The sequence below is a fragment of the Trinickia sp. HAY1-2D genome, assembly GCF_056754935.1.
In genome coordinates, this window is the sequence record NZ_JBPGWX010000001.1 from 898,168 (window position 1) to 913,035 (window position 14,868).

General features: G+C 63.0%; 12 protein-coding genes and 1 riboswitch. Of the genes, 7 read left to right on the forward strand and 5 right to left on the reverse strand.

Features of this window, described 5'->3' with window-relative positions; genetic code table 11:
- Nucleotides 1-97: 97 nt before the first annotated feature.
- Nucleotides 98-377: riboswitch (cobalamin riboswitch) on the reverse strand.
- 19 nt (nucleotides 378-396) lie between these two features.
- The 4 genes from ACR9ZC_RS03950 to ACR9ZC_RS03965 form a co-directional block, all read right to left on the reverse strand.
- Nucleotides 397-2,298 carry a tetratricopeptide repeat protein gene (locus ACR9ZC_RS03950; RefSeq protein WP_481579214.1) on the reverse strand — a complete coding sequence of 634 codons (1,902 nt, stop codon included), beginning with the start codon at nucleotides 2,296-2,298 and terminating at the stop codon, nucleotides 397-399.
- Entirely contained in the window at nucleotides 2,295-2,777 is a 483-nt protein-coding gene (locus ACR9ZC_RS03955; RefSeq protein ID WP_481579215.1) for a DUF4019 domain-containing protein, read from the reverse strand. The genes ACR9ZC_RS03950 and ACR9ZC_RS03955 overlap by 4 nt, the downstream gene beginning before the upstream one ends.
- Nucleotides 2,774-3,196, reverse strand: a complete 423-nt coding sequence (locus tag ACR9ZC_RS03960; protein ID WP_481579216.1) for an outer membrane protein assembly factor BamE — start codon at nucleotides 3,194-3,196, stop codon at nucleotides 2,774-2,776. The genes ACR9ZC_RS03955 and ACR9ZC_RS03960 overlap by 4 nt, the downstream gene beginning before the upstream one ends.
- A 102-nt stretch (nucleotides 3,197-3,298) precedes the next feature.
- On the reverse strand, nucleotides 3,299-7,720 hold the full coding sequence (locus tag ACR9ZC_RS03965; protein WP_481579217.1) for a YadA-like family protein: 4,422 nt from the start codon (nucleotides 7,718-7,720) through the stop codon (nucleotides 3,299-3,301).
- 958 nt (nucleotides 7,721-8,678) lie between these two features.
- Between ACR9ZC_RS03965 and ACR9ZC_RS03970 the strand changes: the two genes are divergently transcribed.
- The 5 genes from ACR9ZC_RS03970 to ACR9ZC_RS03990 all read left to right on the forward strand — a co-directional run bounded on the left by ACR9ZC_RS03970 (nucleotide 8,679) and on the right by ACR9ZC_RS03990 (nucleotide 12,040).
- Nucleotides 8,679-9,095, forward strand: coding sequence for a cobalamin biosynthesis protein (locus ACR9ZC_RS03970; protein ID WP_481579218.1), 417 nt, complete (start codon nucleotides 8,679-8,681; stop codon nucleotides 9,093-9,095).
- A gap of 20 nt (nucleotides 9,096-9,115) precedes the next feature.
- Complete coding sequence (cobO, locus tag ACR9ZC_RS03975) at nucleotides 9,116-9,718, forward strand: cob(I)yrinic acid a,c-diamide adenosyltransferase (RefSeq protein ID WP_481579711.1); 603 nt, start codon at nucleotides 9,116-9,118, stop codon at nucleotides 9,716-9,718.
- A 2-nt stretch (nucleotides 9,719-9,720) separates the two neighbouring features.
- A complete protein-coding gene (locus tag ACR9ZC_RS03980) occupies nucleotides 9,721-11,025 on the forward strand; it encodes a cobyrinic acid a,c-diamide synthase CobB (protein ID WP_481579219.1) in 1,305 nt (434 codons plus the stop codon).
- A gap of 57 nt (nucleotides 11,026-11,082) precedes the next feature.
- On the forward strand, nucleotides 11,083-11,532 hold the full coding sequence (locus ACR9ZC_RS03985; protein ID WP_481579220.1) for a DUF1810 domain-containing protein: 450 nt from the start codon (nucleotides 11,083-11,085) through the stop codon (nucleotides 11,530-11,532).
- 148 nt (nucleotides 11,533-11,680) lie between these two features.
- A complete protein-coding gene (locus tag ACR9ZC_RS03990) occupies nucleotides 11,681-12,040 on the forward strand; it encodes a DUF3564 family protein (RefSeq protein WP_481579221.1) in 360 nt (119 codons plus the stop codon).
- A 170-nt stretch (nucleotides 12,041-12,210) separates the two neighbouring features.
- On the opposite strand, the gene ACR9ZC_RS03995 is transcribed toward ACR9ZC_RS03990, so the two are convergent.
- A complete protein-coding gene (locus ACR9ZC_RS03995; protein WP_481579712.1) occupies nucleotides 12,211-12,792 on the reverse strand; it encodes an alpha-ketoglutarate-dependent dioxygenase AlkB family protein in 582 nt (193 codons plus the stop codon).
- A gap of 241 nt (nucleotides 12,793-13,033) precedes the next feature.
- Between ACR9ZC_RS03995 and ACR9ZC_RS04000 the strand changes: the two genes are divergently transcribed.
- On the forward strand, nucleotides 13,034-13,618 hold the full coding sequence (locus tag ACR9ZC_RS04000) for a malonic semialdehyde reductase (RefSeq protein WP_481579222.1): 585 nt from the start codon (nucleotides 13,034-13,036) through the stop codon (nucleotides 13,616-13,618).
- Nucleotides 13,619-13,709: 91 nt separating this feature from the next.
- A protein-coding gene (locus ACR9ZC_RS04005; protein WP_481579192.1) for an IS3 family transposase occupies nucleotides 13,710-14,797 on the forward strand; the annotation gives its coding sequence in 2 pieces (ribosomal slippage) (nucleotides 13,710-13,971 and nucleotides 13,971-14,797; 1,089 coding nt in all).
- Nucleotides 14,798-14,868 lie beyond the last annotated feature (71 nt).

Sequence of the window (14,868 nt, forward strand, 5' to 3'; positions counted from 1 at the left end):
CGGCGAAGCCGAACCTGATCGAAGCAGGAAAACGAGGTGCGATGACGCAATGACAGCGCGAAGCGAAGCAGTCCCGGCTGGCATGCCGCCCACCGCGGCATCCGCCTTCCCTCTGGCCGGTATCCGGGCTGACGAAAGCGCCGCTTCACCTTCCCGCGCGAGTGGTGTTGTTTCTTGCGCAGTGGTTGCCTGCATACACGGCCTTGCGTGCATGCATCGAAGCCGGCTCTGCATCGCGTTCGCGATGCGTTCGCTCACCGTTGCGGGGGCAGCACAGGTCGATCGTGCCGGCATCGTTCGCCCGGACGCGCTCCTGTTTCCCGTTTAACTGCGCACGCAGGAATGCGCGCGCGAGCACCAGATTGGCTGCGAGTGTAAGGGCGCGCTCGGCGAGCGTCAAGGACGCGCGCCGGCTCCTTGCACCGCCGGTTGCCGGGCTGCCTGTTCGAGGTCGGCCCTCAGTTCGGCCAGCGGTGCGGTCCAATCCCGATAGTTGCGCTGACGATAGAGCCTGACGCTCGGATACCAAGGGCTGTCCCGACGCTCCGTCATCCATACCCAGTGCGGGTTGACGTCGAGCAGCAACCACGCGGGCCGGCCCAATGCAGCGGCCAGATGCGCGGCGGACGTGCAGACGGTCACGACGACATCGAGGTTGGCAATGAGCGCGGCCGTATCGTCGAAGCTCGCGAACTCGCTCGTTCGATCGACGACGTGCAGTCCCGCACGTTCCATGCGCTCGACGTCCTCGGCTGCGCCGGGTTGCAAGCTATACCAATCGATACCGTCGATGCGGGAGAAGGCTTCGGCGTAGCGCTCCGGGCACACCGCGCGCACGGAATTGCGCTGATGATTGCGGCTGCCCGTCCACACGAGCCCCGCTTTCAGGCGAGCGCTCCCGCCGATTTCGCCACGCCAACGTTCGACGCGGGCCGCGTCCGGTACCAGGTACGCCGCGGGTGCGGGGAGCATTTCGAGCGTGACGCCGAGCACGAGCGGCAAGCTCGCGAGCGGAAGCTGGTAGTCGAAGTGGGGCAACCGCTGGAGATCGCTGGGCAAGACCTCGACATTACAGCCTGCCAGGCTTCGCTTGAAAAGCTCGTACAGCGGACGAAAACAGCAGCAGATGACCTTCCCGCCCGCATCGCGCGCGTGCTTGACGATAGATGGCAAAAAGCGAATGAACTGGATGGCATCGCCATGTCCCTGCTCGCCCCAGACGAGCAGCGTCTTGCCCTCGAGCGCTTCGCCCCGCCAGCGTTGGTCTGGGCAAAACGCCTCCTTGTCCGCCAGCTCGGGCGATCCGCTCCAGCGCGCCTCGAAATTGATCCAGCCGTTTGCGAAGTCGCCTTGCATCAACTGCAGCATCGCGACCGAGAACTGGATCTTCGGCTCCGCGCCCGATATTTTCGCCGCGCGCACGATCGCATCGAACGCCTCGGCCCATGACTGCGACTCGCGGGCCGCATTGCTCAAGGCAAGCTGCGCCAGCGCGAAATCAGGCGCCAGCGTTGCGGCGCGCCGTGCGGCGATCAACGCTTTGTGCGGCTCGCGCAACTTCAGCCAGACATTGGCGAGGTTCGTCCATGCGAGATGATGATTGGGCTCCGCGCGAAGCGCCTGCCTCCCGACGTTCAACGCCGCATCGTATTCGCCTCGCGTGTAATGCAGCGCCGAGAGGTTATTGCGCAGCATTGGAACATCGGCATCGAGCGAGACGGCATGCTCGTACGCCGCAAGCGCCGCATCGAGCGCCCCGGCCTCGTGATGCGCGAGGCCGAGCGAGAACCACGCGTGCGCGGAATCGGGGGCGAGCTCGCACCATCGAGCAGCGACGGTTGCAGCGATATCCGTTCGCCGTACCGCATGGGCAAGCGCAGTCCACTCGGCGAAACAATCCGTTGCATCGGGCATCGCGCGGTGCGCCTGTTCGAAGCAGTCTAATGCACGCTCCGTTGCGCCGGTGAGCGCCGCCAGACGTGCCGCTTCGACATAAGCCCCGCTGTGGGCGGGCACTGCCGCCAGCGCGCGATCGACCCACTCGCTCGCCTCCTGATAGCGCCCGCACAGCCGCAGCAGCTGCGCTTGCAACGTGGCAACGTCGGCATCGTCGCGAGCAAGCTTCAGGCAATCGGAAAGCATCTCCGATGCCTCGATCAATTCGCCCGCCTCGAGATGCTGACGAATCTTCGACGCCCGCGGGCCCGCCTCGAACGCTTCGGGCATCGTGCTGCTTACCCTCGATGGCGCCGCGTCGCGTCCTTCAGCGGCCCCGGAGCCGAATTGCCAATCGCTCATTTGTGGCCGACTTGCGCCTGCGCTGCAACGTCCTGACTCTGCCGCGGCTCGTAACCGGTGAAATACCATCGGCCGTCGCTGCCGAGCTGGAAGCTGACTTTTTCATAGACGACACGACCATTTGCCAGCCATGTCGCATAGTCGACGTTCGCGTAGAGGCCGTCCGGCACGGCCTGATCATGCGAATAGGTCAGGCGGGTCACCGATGCCCATCCCCGGTGATCGACCGCGCCCAGCGCGTTGCGCGATTGCGAGAGGCCGCGCTCGAATGCATCGGCGGCGTACTTCGCGCGAACGAAAGGCGCGGTCTGCTGCCAGACCGTCGCATACTGGCCCGCATCGATTTGCTGAAGCACGCGCTGCGCGTCGCCGAGCAGTTCGTCCGCGGACGCGCCTGCCTGCGCACCATGCGCCAGCATCGACACCCCCGCGAGCACGCATACCGCGGCCACCCTGTATCTCCCGGCGATACCCTTCATTGAACCTTCCCTGATGTGTCCGATCGATCGACGCCGTCCGCGATCTTAGCAGGTGCAAATCGTTCGCACTGCTGATCGTTCCACCGCGTCCGATTCACTCGCCCATGATCGTCGAATACGATCTGATATTCGCATGTAAGCGTCTTGTCTTCCGTGCGGAAATGGAACAGGTAGTTCCACACACGCACATGAAAGACGCTTTCATGAAAATGCGGCGCACCGATCAACGGATAGACCTGCCCTTTCGTCATGCCGGGCTCGACCATGCGCAGGTTATCGACGTTGGGAAACGTGCCATCGGGCCACGTGGCCACACTGTGCTCGGGAAACGAGGTGTCGGTCGACGGGCCCACGCAGGCGGCGAGACCGATCAGGCACGAGAGCGCGCCGACTGTTGCCGTAACGGATCGAATATTCATTTTCTTGGCGTCCCTATGAATTCATGTTGCGGCGAACGGGGGACGGGCCAGAACGCGGGCAACGCCGCACCCATCCCCTCGCCCCCCATCGAGCCAGACTCATCACCATTGATATCCGGCGCCGACCACGGCGCCATAGCTGCCACGCGTATTCGTCGACACGGCCGCCTTGTAAACCCAATGGTCGTTCTCGGAAATCGTGGAAATGCCCAGCGCCTGACCTGACTGCCCGCGATAGACGCTGCCCGCGATTGCGACCATGCTCCGGCCCGGACCCGTCGGTTGCGGCAGACCGGCGACCGCCATCGCCGTGGCTGTCCCCCCGTCGGCATCGCGCCGATAGGAGTCGAGATTGTTGCGAATCCCGGCGATCTGATTGTCGGTGTAGGCGTTGGCCTGCGACATCGCATTGTTCAGCTGCTGTACGTTGACCGCGTCGGTGGCCGCTGTACCGGCCGCCACGTTGATGATCTGTCGCGACGACGTGCTCGATCCCACGGCCACCACGTTCGTACGCCCGCCATCGTTACTGCCCGAACCGATCGCGGTCGATCCGTTGCCCGTCGCGCTGGCGCCGACGCCGACAGCCGTGGTGCCGTTACCCGTTGCCGAAGAGTTATTGCCCACGGCCGTGCTGCTCGAGCCCGAGGCTACCGAGCCCGAGCCTCCCGCCGAAGAATTCGACCCGGTCGACGCCGGCGGCGTCGTGCTGCCGCCGGAACCGCCCGGCGTCGACGAGAAGTTGCCGCTGTTGGTGATCAGCGTGGTCAACTGCTGCTGAACCGCCTCCAACTGCGAGACATTGACCGCATCGGTGCCGAGACGGCCCGCGGCGAGGCCGGTGATCTGGCGGCCGCCGACGTTCACCTCGCCCACCGAGGATTGCGGCGTGCTCAACCCATAGGCGATGTAACTGCTCAACGCGCCGACCGTCGTCACCGAACCGGCACCCAAGGCCACGCTATTGGCGAACGATGCGCTCGAGCCGGAGCCCAACGCGAGGGCATCGACGGCGCTGCTCGTCGCACCCGAGCCGATAGCCACGCCGCCCGCGAAGCCGGCATTCGAGTGCGCGCCTTGTGCGATGGACTGAGCGCCGTTCGCTGTCGAACCGCTGCCGAGCGCGATGGCATCGGCCTGTCCCGAGGTCGAGGCTTCGCCAATTGCCACGCCGCCAGGAGCGTTCTGTCCCACGATTGCCCCGTTGCCCATGCCGACGCCGTTATCGCCATTGACGACTGTCGTCGGCCCGACGGCGACCGAGTCCGTTCCGATCGCGAGCGAGTCGGTCGCCGACGAGTTCGCGTGGAAATATTTCGTCGCCGAGACCGAGAACGCCTGCAGCGCGCCGGAGAGCTGTCGGACCGTCACCGCATCGTTCTGTCCCGTGCCGTCCGCCACATTCGTCAACTGCCGGTAAGTCTGGCTACCGGCCGCCGCATTACCGAATGAGACCGCCCCGAGCAGCACTGCGTCTTGCGTGTTGAAAGGGATGGCATGGCTGCCGGCCGCGATCGATCCCTGTGACGAGCTCACCGGCCGATCGGAAACCGAGCCCGAGCCGATCGCGACACCGCCCGCCACCGAAACGGTCGACTGTGCGCCGAGCGCCATTGCGTTGGCGGCCTGCGCCTGCGCGCCGTTTGCCGCGGCGAGACTGTCCGAGCCGCTTGCCACTGCGAGCGGGCCGATCGCGACGCTGTCGGTGCCCACGGCCTGACTGTCGGCCGCGGTCGAATTGGCGTGGAAGTACTTGATGCCCGCGCCATTCTGAATGTTGTTGACCGTCGTCGCGAGCGTCGTGACGTTCTGATTCGTCGTAAAGAGTTGCGAACCGTTGACCGCGTCGGTGCTCGTCGGGCTCAGCGCTCCGGGCGCAACGTTCGTGATCACGTTGGGACCGCTTCCACCGTGATCCGCACTATAGGCACCGGTTCCGCCATTGGCCGTCGGGTCCCACTGCAGCGAATTGCTTTGCGCTTGAGCGACTTGCGATTCGACCGATTGCAACTGGCTGACGTTGACGGCGTCGGTCGAAGCTGAGCCTGCCGCGACGTTCGTGATGCGCCGCTCGTTGCCTGCGGAGCCAACGGAAACTTCGCCGACCGGCGCGGTGCCCGCCAATACGCCCGTACCCGGGTTGTATGCCGCAAGGCCGAGATTCGCCGTCGTCGTCGAGTTGGCACCGAGCGCCACGGAATTCGCGGCCGTCGCTTGCGCATTGCTGCCCAGCGCAACTGCACCCGTATTGCTTGCGCTCGCCCCCGAACCTAGCGCGACGCCGCTTGCGCCCGATGCCGTTGCGTTGGGGCCGGCCGCTATCGCATCGGTTCCCGTCGCACCGTTGTTCGTGAAATTGCCTTGCTGCGTGCCGCCATCGTTGACGCTGTAGTAATGCGTCGCGCTCGCGGCCACGACCGAGTTCAGTTGAGAGACGTTGACCGCGTCCGTCGCGGCAGTGCCTGCGGCGACATTATGTATTTGCGTGGCCGCGCCGCCGGGATCCAGCGTCAAACTCGTGTAGTTGACCGTGCCGCCGCTCACATCGTATTTGACGGCTTGGTTGTTGAGCGTCGTGAACGAGGACGACAAGCCGGTCAGCGTCGTCGACACGTTGCCGATCGCCTGGTTAGTTGCAAAGAGTTGCGATCCGTTGATCGCATCCAGGCTCGAACTGGTGATCTGCCCAGCCGCGACATTGGTGACCTGCCGCGGCGCGGTGCTCGTCCCGACGCTGACGACGCTCGTGGGGTTGCCGCCCGCAAAAGTCACTGAATTGCCGGCGATGGTCCCGGTCGGTGTCGGGTTCGGGGCGGCCGTGGTGGAACCGGCGCCCAGTGCTACATCGTTGCTGTTGGTGGCAACGGCGCCCGAGCCCAGCGCGACGCCGTTGGTATTGCTGGCGAGCGCGCTCGAACCGAGGGCGATGCCGCCGGCGCCCAAAGCACTCGAAGTATTGCCCAGGGCGACCGAACCTTGCCCCTGGGCGTTGTTGCTGTTGCCGATGGCTACGGCGCCGTTTCCATTTGCCGTATTGTTCGCACCGACCTGCACGGCGCCCGTGCCGATCGCCGAGCCCGGATCGCCGATGGCGACCGAGCCATTGCCGCTCGCCGTCTGCGCTTCACCGAGCGCGATGGCGCCCGTTCCGCTCGTCACGCGCGAGTTGTGTCCGCCGGCGATGGAACCGGTGCCCGCGACAGCCGCAACTGTGGTGCTATCGCCGAAAGCGACCGTCGAGGCCCCCAGCGCCTGTGTACTGTTGCCGATCGCCATGGCGTTGACGGCCGATGCCGTGGCTACCGAACCGATCGCGATCGCATTGCTGCTGCCCGTGCCGGCCACGACCGCTCCCTGACCCATCGCGATCGAGGCAGTCCCCTGCGTCACCGACAGGTAGCCGAGCGAAATTGCGTTTGTGCCGCTGGCATTGGACCCCGCCCCCAACGCCACGGCATTCTGCGCCGTCGCGACAGCCTGCGTTCCCGCGGCCAGAGACGAAAGACCGGAAGACGTGACATCGGTGCCGAGCGCAACCGCCCCGTCCGCCGTTGCGCCCGTGCCGGCGATGCTGCGCGCGCCCAGATACACGGAATTGAGACCGGTGGAGATGGACTGAAAGCCCACGGCGATGGCATGCACCCCGGAGCTCGTCGCGATGTAACCCATCGCGATAGCGGCAGATCCGCCGCCCTTCGTCTGGAAGCCGAGGGCGGTACTGAAGTCGCCGGTAGCGGCCACGTCAGTGCCAATGGCAATCGACGACGTGCCTGTCGAACCGGTACCCGGTGCGGTGCGCGCACCCAAGTAGACGGCGTTGATACCGGTGGCGGAGGCTCCCGCGCCAACGGCTACGCCGTTGATTTGCGAACCGGCTGCTCCGGCGCCTAATGCCACCACACCCGACGCGGCAGCGGTAGACTTTGCACCCATTGCAACGCTGTTGTCTCCCGTTGCGCTACTCAATGCCCCGACCGCCGTCGACATATTGCCACTTGAAACGGAGTCCACGCCCATGCCAATGGCGCTGGTTCCGTTAGCTTTGACATCCGTACCGATGGCGATCGCCGACTCCGCGGTTGCGCCTGTACCGGCGGCACTGCGCGCACCCAGGTAAATCGCGTTGGTAGCAGTGGCGATAGCTTGAAAGCCGACCGCCGTGGGATTGATTCCTGTAGCGTTGGCGCCATAACCTACCGCAGTGGCTCCGCCTCCAGAAGCTATGGACGCCGAACCCATGCACGAAGCGGAGCCACTGAAATTGTAGGGAGACGCGGAGCAGCTCACTTGAGCCTGCGCTTGCGCAGCCCATCCACCTAAGCCTGTCAAAAGCAGCGCGACCAGTACCCGTAGATGCGAACGGTGCTGGATAGGAGCGTCGCGCTCACCGCGACGATCGCTGCCGCCGTCGCATAGGGCCGCCCCGGCTCCCGTCTTCCCCTTGCCGCACGACTTGTCCAACTCCGATGCAGCGACCCAGGCGCCCAGCGCCTCGTTCCAAATCGTCTTATATGACTTGTTCATTTTTGTTCCGCCATGCGGCCGTCATTAGATGGGAAATAAGAACAAAAAGCTCTATCTAGCGTTAAAACAACGCGCCTTGCGAACTATTTCGTGCCACGCCATGGGTTCATGACAGCTTTGTGTCGAAGGAGCCATCGGGTAGACACGCGCCGACAAATACCGCCACTTAGTTAGGATAACTAATTACTCGACTGACGCTTAACCCGTGAGAGGGAACGTACATGCGCCGGCCAGTAATTGCGATTCGAGAGTCGGGGATTTTAGTTAAAGAAATTCCCTTCCTCACCACGCGGCGAATATGATGCAATATGAAAAAAGGTCGCCTTACCCCGGATCGATCAGCATCCAGAGGGTCGAGGGACGAACGTCGAAAACAGGATTTAAGGCGGAGCGTCGCGCTGCGGAGCTCGCAACCCAATGCCGAACGAAGAAATGAGGACGCCATCGGCACTTGCACCGCGTCGAGGCAAACGTTTGCACCACCCGTTGTTATCCACCATGCCCATTTGCATTCCTGCCCAAGGAAAGTGCAGCCCGTATTGTTCTCGTTTTCGACATGGGGATGGTCTCCTATGTCGCTGGTCATTGTTATTTTTTGGGGCGCTATTGATTCATAGCGCCATACGTCATCTGTTCGGCATTCTGTCGGAACAACTCGATGTTCGCAATAGTCTGTCTAAAGTTTTGGGCCCGCTTGGCGAAAAAATGACAATTATTGACAATCGCCCGTTTCGCTGGCAGCGAGCGCTAAACTTTCAGTGTGCGGAAGAAGGGGTCGCTCTAGCGCGTGCAATCGGCGCGCTCTCGCGCAGGCTCGCCGGCAGTATTGCGTGTGCTATCTTATGGCCGCGCCGCTGCCGGCGTTCGTCCAATTCTCGTTCGACGGTTTGCGCGCGAGCGTGCGCCGTTCGTTCAGCACCGCCACACTCAGGCACCGCACGCAGGGGCCAAAGCCAACATGACAGATGCATCGTGCGCCCCTCCCCCTTCGCGAGCCACGCTAGCGCTGGGCGTCGGCTGCCGGCGCGGCGTCACCGTCGAACAGATCGAATCCGCCGTGGCGGCCGCACTGAGCGGGCTGCGCCTGGACAACGTTGAGCGCATTGCCACGGTCGCATCGAAAGCCAGCGAGCCTGCGCTGCTGGCATTCGCGACTCGCCATGGCATTGCCCTCGTTACGTTTTCGATCGAAGCAATCGAGCGCTTCCTCGACGAGCACGACGCGCTAGATCGCTCGCCGCTCGTTCATGCGCATGTCGGCACCCGCGGCGTCTGCGAGCCGTGCGCGCTCCTCGCAGTCCCGGGCGGCCGTCTCGTCGCGGCAAAGCAGGCGTACGGCGACGTCACTGTCGCCATTGCAGCAGCGCCTGAATGACACCACTCAGAGAGACTCAGATGAAGACCGATACCGATTCGCATCAACGCATGACGCAACGCCGTCGCGAAGGCCACGAGAAAAAGCAAGCCGCCGCCACCCACGAAAAAGGGCTCTTGATCGTCCATACCGGCAACGGCAAGGGCAAGAGCACGGCCGCGTTCGGTATGGCGGTGCGTATGCTCGGACACGCCGAGCGAATCGGCGTCGTCCAGTTCATCAAGGGCGCCCTTCACACTTCCGAACGCGATTTCCTTGGCAGCCATCCGCAATGCGACTTCGTCACCATGGGCGACGGCTACACCTGGAACACACAAAACCGCGACGCCGATATGGCGACCGCTCGCAAGGGTTGGGACGAGGCGGTCCGCATGATTCGAAGTGGCGAATATCGAATGGTCATACTCGACGAACTCAACACTGTCCTCAAGTATGACTATCTGCCGTTGGAGGAGGTCCTGGGCGTACTGCAAGCGCGAGAGCCGATGCTGCATGTGGTCGTGACCGGCCGCCACGCACCCGATGCACTGATCGACGCTGCCGATCTCGTCACCGAGATGCGCCTCGTCAAACATCCGTATCGCGAACAGGGCGTGAAGGCGCAACGCGGCGTGGAGTTCTGACGATGCCCGCATGCCCCGCCCTGTTCATCAGCGCACCGGCGTCCGGCCAAGGCAAGACCACGATGACCGCGGGGCTTGCGCGAATGCACCGCCGGCAGGGGCGGCGCGTGACGGTCTTCAAAGCCGGACCCGACTTCCTCGACCCGATGATTCTCGCGCGTGCAAGCGGAGCCCCGGTGTTTTCGCTCGATCTGTGGATGGTCGGCGAGCGCGAGTGCCGCCGCCTGCTTGCCGAGGCGGCGGAACGCTCGGATCTGCTGCTGATCGAAGGCGTGATGGGCCTTTTCGATGGCACGCCGAGCAGCGCAGACCTCGCCGCGAAGTTCGGCGTGCCCGTCGCCGCCGTCATCTCGGCCAAAGCCATGGCACAGACGTTCGGAGCGGTCGCGTTCGGCCTCGCCCGCTATCGCCCGGACGTCCCGTTTTTTGGCGTGCTCGCCAATCATGTCGGCTCCGCGCGTCACGCCGCGATGCTCGAAGAGGCTCTGCCGCGCGACCTTCGCTGGCTCGGCTACGTGGCGCCTTCCGAGGAGATCGGCTTGCCGTCCAGACACCTCGGACTGCATCAAGCCGACGAAATCGCAGGCATCGAGACACGCATCGAGAGAGCGGCGGACGCGTTATCGCAGACGGCGCTGGCCGAACTGCCGCCACCCGTCGAATTTCAGGCCGAAGCAGCCTATGTCCCGCCCGCCTTGCTGGCCGGCTTGCACATTGCGATCGCGCGGGACGCCGCCTTTTCATTTATCTATCCGGCGAACGTTGCGCTCATCGCCGCGCTCGGTGCCCGTGTGAGCTACTTCTCCCCGCTGGCCGACGAGCCTGTCCCGCCGGGGGTCGATGCGCTGTATCTTCCGGGAGGCTACCCCGAGCTCCATGCTGCCAAGCTCGCGACGAACGCCGAAACAGCCCATTCGATCCGAGCGCATGTAACCGCACAAAAGCCGCTGGTTGCCGAATGCGGCGGCATGCTTTATCTGGTGGAAAGTCTGACGGACACCGCAGGCACCCGCCATCCGATGCTGGGCCTTCTCCCCGGACATGCAACGATGCAAACGCGACTCGCGGCGCTGGGCATGGAGCAGATCGCGACGCCGCATGGCACCACGACAGGCCATACGTTCCATTATTCGCACCTCGATACGCCGCTCCTACCCATTGCACACAGTCGACGAGCGTCGTCCGACGAACCGGGCGAACGGATATTCGCTCACGGCCTGATTTTTGCGACCTACATGCACGGCTACTGGCCCTCGAACCCCGAGTGGGTGGCGGCGCTTTTTCGCGGCCAATGGAGCGTATTCTGAGCGGCAGTAGGTGTCGGGCCGCGCCAGTGCCAATGCAAGGGCAGGAGGGAAGGCGAAATGAGCGATGCGCAAGATGCAGCATACGACTTACAGCGGTTCGTCGATGCGCAGGCACCTGTCTACGAGCAGGTCAGCACTGAGCTGCGCTCTGGCCGCAAACGCACGCACTGGATGTGGTTCGTGTTTCCGCAGATCGCCGGATTGGGTAAGAGCGCCATGGCGCAGCGCTTCGCGATTGCGTCGCTCGATGAAGCTCGCGCATATGTGAACCATCCCCTGCTCGGCCCTCGGCTCAAAGAATGCACGCGATGGGTCAACGAAACAGAGGGCCGCTCGATCGACCAGATCTTCGGCGACCCCGACGACGTCAAATTCCGGTCGTCGATGACACTCTTCGCACACGCCACGCCAGACAACGCCGAATTCCTGCAAGCGTTGTCGAAGTATTTCGGCGGCGAATTCGACCCACTCACGCTCGAACGCCTGGGCCTTGCCCGTCAAGGATGACCCGCGTCGCGATGCAGATCCAGTAGCGGCCGCCTTTTATTTTTCCTAAAGTGTAGTTCTCAACTAGATTCAAACCCGATGCGGCCTCGCCGAGCGAATCGCGGTGCGCGCCCGGCGGGGCGAAACGTTTTGTCAGGAGCGATTTTCGATGAGACTCACGATTCTGATCAACGGTCCCGACCCCACCGTCAATCACGACTATGCGGTGCTGTGGCTCGACACCAACGAGCACGTCTGGTCGAGAGAGTCGCATGACGGGATCGACTTGCCCGCCTGGGGGGATATGCGTGACGAGGACGGCGTCACGAAACTCTGTGCGCCTCAGACCTCGACGCCTGTTTGCACGCTGAGCGGACTCCACGTGGACCGCGACGAGCGCGTAGCGGCGGCGCAAGGCGCTGCACAGTGGCTCTGCGCAACAAAACCCGCGTCCACCGGGGGCTTATGGCGGCTACAGGCCGTCGAAAAGCGGTCCGTGCTCCCCGAGAACAGCGTCTTCCCGAATTGACGCGACGCAACATGGATTGAAAAAACTCGCCGTACGGCGAGTTTTTTTCGCTTCCTCACGAGCGGCTCGCCGGATCCGCCTTAGCGATCGCGGTGTGCCACGACGTTATGCGCATAAACTTTTTAAATTTCTATTAAAAGTTCGCTATTGCGACGACACCCAGCGAAACGTCAGATCACCCAGCGAAACGTCAGATTGATGCGCTCGCCTTGCACGGTTGGCGCCTTGGGAACGCGATGCCGCCACTGAGCCTGCGTGCTGCCGCGCATCACGAGAAGGCTGCCGCTCGTCAATTCGAAGGTTCGGACGACGCCGGTCTGGTTGTGCCGCAAATCGAAGCGGCGAGTCGCCCCCAAGCTCACCGATGCGATCACCGGCGTGGCGCCTAGTTCGGGTTCCCGATCGGCATGCCATCCCATACTGTCATTGCCGCTGCGGTAACGATTCAACAGTACGCTGTTGAATCGCGCGCCTGTCGCCTCCTCAGCCAGGTCCCTGAGCATCCGTACGCTCGAGGACCAGGGCAGCGGGTCGTTCCGGATCCCCGAATAGACATAGACCGCACCCGGCTCCCCCTGCCATGCGGTCAGCCGGGGCAATAGCTTTACGCCTCCAGGTGTGCCGATCGAGTCCTGTTTCCAGACGACCTCTTCCTTCAAGCGTTCGAGCATATCCACTGCCGTGGCCGCGCAAAGCCAATCCGGATACCAGTCGACTTCCGGCTCGGGCAACTCGGCCACCCCGGGAAGCATTGATTGATGCAGACGATTCAAAAGGTCCTCGCTTCAAACGATTTCCGGGCGCGGCGCCGACCGGTCTGGCTTGTCGTTTTCCCACGCTAAGGGCGGACAGAGGCTTCGTCAATATCGGTTCATTCGCGTATGCAACGGCGAGGCGAGGCGCCGGCAAAGCGCCGCGCTCACGCGGTCCGCCGACCGCGGTTATGATTGCTCGCTACACCCCTACCCAACCCTTCCGACTTTTCTTTCGATCATGACAGTGTCCAACGAAGCCCTCGACCAGATGTTCCGTACCGCCCGCACCCATAGCGCCTGGCTGCCGAAGCCGGTGGACGACGCGCTCCTGAAACAGATCGTCGAGTTGACGGTTCTGGGCCCAACGTCCTTCAATTCGAGCCCCGCCCGCTTCGTATTCGTCAAGAGTCCCGAAGCGAAGGAAAAGCTTCGGCCCGCGCTGTCCGAGGCGAACATCGAAAAAACGATGGCAGCTCCGGTGACGGTCATCGCAGCAATGGATATGGCATTTTACGAACACCTGCCGAAGCTTTATCCACATTCCGACGTGCGCGGCTGGTTCGACGGTAACGACGGCATGATCCACTCGACGGCATTTCGCAACGCATCTCTCCAGGGCGCCTACTTGATCATTGCGGCGCGGGCGCTCGGTCTCGATGCCGGGCCGATGTCCGGCTTCCAGCCAGCCAAGGTCGATGAAGCGTTCTTTGCCGGCACGACGATCAAATCGAATTTCCTGATCAATCTGGGCTACGGCGATCACAGCAAGCTGCGCGCGCGCCTTCCGCGCCTCGCCTTCGACGAAATAGCGCGAATCGCCTGAGGCGGCCTGAATACCCGGCGCCCGGTGGGTAATCCTCCCGTCCAGTAAGCGGGATCAGAAGTAGAATTTCCAGCAAAGGGAGTTCTACGCAATGAAGAAGTCGAAGTTCACGGATAGCCAGATCATGGAGGCGCTCAAGCGCGCGGAAGCTGGCGTGGCGGTACCGGAGATTTGCCGGGAGCTGGGCATTAGCACGGCGACCTTCTACAACTGGCGCGGCAAGTACGGCGGGATGGACGTGCCGCTGATGGCCAAGATGAAGGAGCTGGAAGCGGAGAACGCGCGACTGCGCAAGATGTACGTCGAAGAGAAGCTCAAGGCGGAGATCGTCGCGGAGGCGCTAGCAAAAAAAGACTGAGGCCATCTACCCGCCGCGAGATGGCCAGAGAAGCAGTAGCGAGCCGGGGTGTGTCGATACGGCTTGCATGCGAGGCATTTGGCATAAGCCAGACGTGCTACCGCTATGAGCGGCAGCGCAGTGCGGAGAACGAGCAGATTGCCGACTGGCTGCTACGGCTGACCCACAATCATCGCAACTGGGGCTTTGGGCTGTGTTTCCTGTACCTGCGCAACGTGAAGGGCTTCGGCTGGAACCATAAGCGCGTGTACCGGATTTACCGGGAACTGGAGTTGAACCTGCGCATCAAGCCGCGCAAGCGGCTCGTACGGCAGGCACCGGAGCCGTTGATCGTTCCGGCGTCGATGAATGCGGTGTGGTCGATGGATTTTATGCACGACCAGTTGAAGGATGGCCGAAGTATCCGGCTGTTCAACGTGATCGACGACTTCAACCGCGAGGCATTGGGAATCGAGATCGACTTCTCGTTGCCATCTGCGCGCGTCATCCGCGCCTTGGAGCAGATCATTGACTGGCGGGGAAAGCCGATGGCGATACGGTGCGATAACGGCCCGGAGTACCTGAGCGACGCAATCACGCAATGGGCAGCCAAGCATGGCATAGCGTTGAACTACATCCAGCCGGGCAAGCCGCAGCAGAACGCCTACGTGGAGCGATTCAATCGTACGGTGCGCTATGAATGGCTATCGCAGTACTACTGGGACGACCTCGCGCACGTGCAGCACTTCGCGACGGAATGGATGTGGCAATACAATCACGAGCGCCCTAACATGGGCCTGGGCGGCATGACGCCGAAACAGCGGCTCATGGCCGCAGCATAGCTTCTACTTCTGCCTCGCGTTAAAAGCGGGGGGATTACCGGTGCGCCGGGGACAGCTTTCACCAATCGGCT

Coding starts and splice junctions, on each gene's coding strand:
- ACR9ZC_RS03950 (WP_481579214.1), bottom strand. CDS start 2,298: ATGAGCGATTGGCAATTCGGCTCCGGGGCCGCTGAAGGACGCGACGCG.
- ACR9ZC_RS03955 (WP_481579215.1), bottom strand. CDS start 2,777: ATGAAGGGTATCGCCGGGAGATACAGGGTGGCCGCGGTATGCGTGCTC.
- ACR9ZC_RS03960 (WP_481579216.1), bottom strand. CDS start 3,196: ATGAATATTCGATCCGTTACGGCAACAGTCGGCGCGCTCTCGTGCCTG.
- ACR9ZC_RS03965 (WP_481579217.1), bottom strand. CDS start 7,720: ATGAACAAGTCATATAAGACGATTTGGAACGAGGCGCTGGGCGCCTGG.
- ACR9ZC_RS03970 (WP_481579218.1), top strand. CDS start 8,679: ATGACAGATGCATCGTGCGCCCCTCCCCCTTCGCGAGCCACGCTAGCG.
- cobO (WP_481579711.1), top strand. CDS start 9,116: ATGAAGACCGATACCGATTCGCATCAACGCATGACGCAACGCCGTCGC.
- ACR9ZC_RS03980 (WP_481579219.1), top strand. CDS start 9,721: ATGCCCGCATGCCCCGCCCTGTTCATCAGCGCACCGGCGTCCGGCCAA.
- ACR9ZC_RS03985 (WP_481579220.1), top strand. CDS start 11,083: ATGAGCGATGCGCAAGATGCAGCATACGACTTACAGCGGTTCGTCGAT.
- ACR9ZC_RS03990 (WP_481579221.1), top strand. CDS start 11,681: ATGAGACTCACGATTCTGATCAACGGTCCCGACCCCACCGTCAATCAC.
- ACR9ZC_RS03995 (WP_481579712.1), bottom strand. CDS start 12,792: ATGCTTCCCGGGGTGGCCGAGTTGCCCGAGCCGGAAGTCGACTGGTAT.
- ACR9ZC_RS04000 (WP_481579222.1), top strand. CDS start 13,034: ATGACAGTGTCCAACGAAGCCCTCGACCAGATGTTCCGTACCGCCCGC.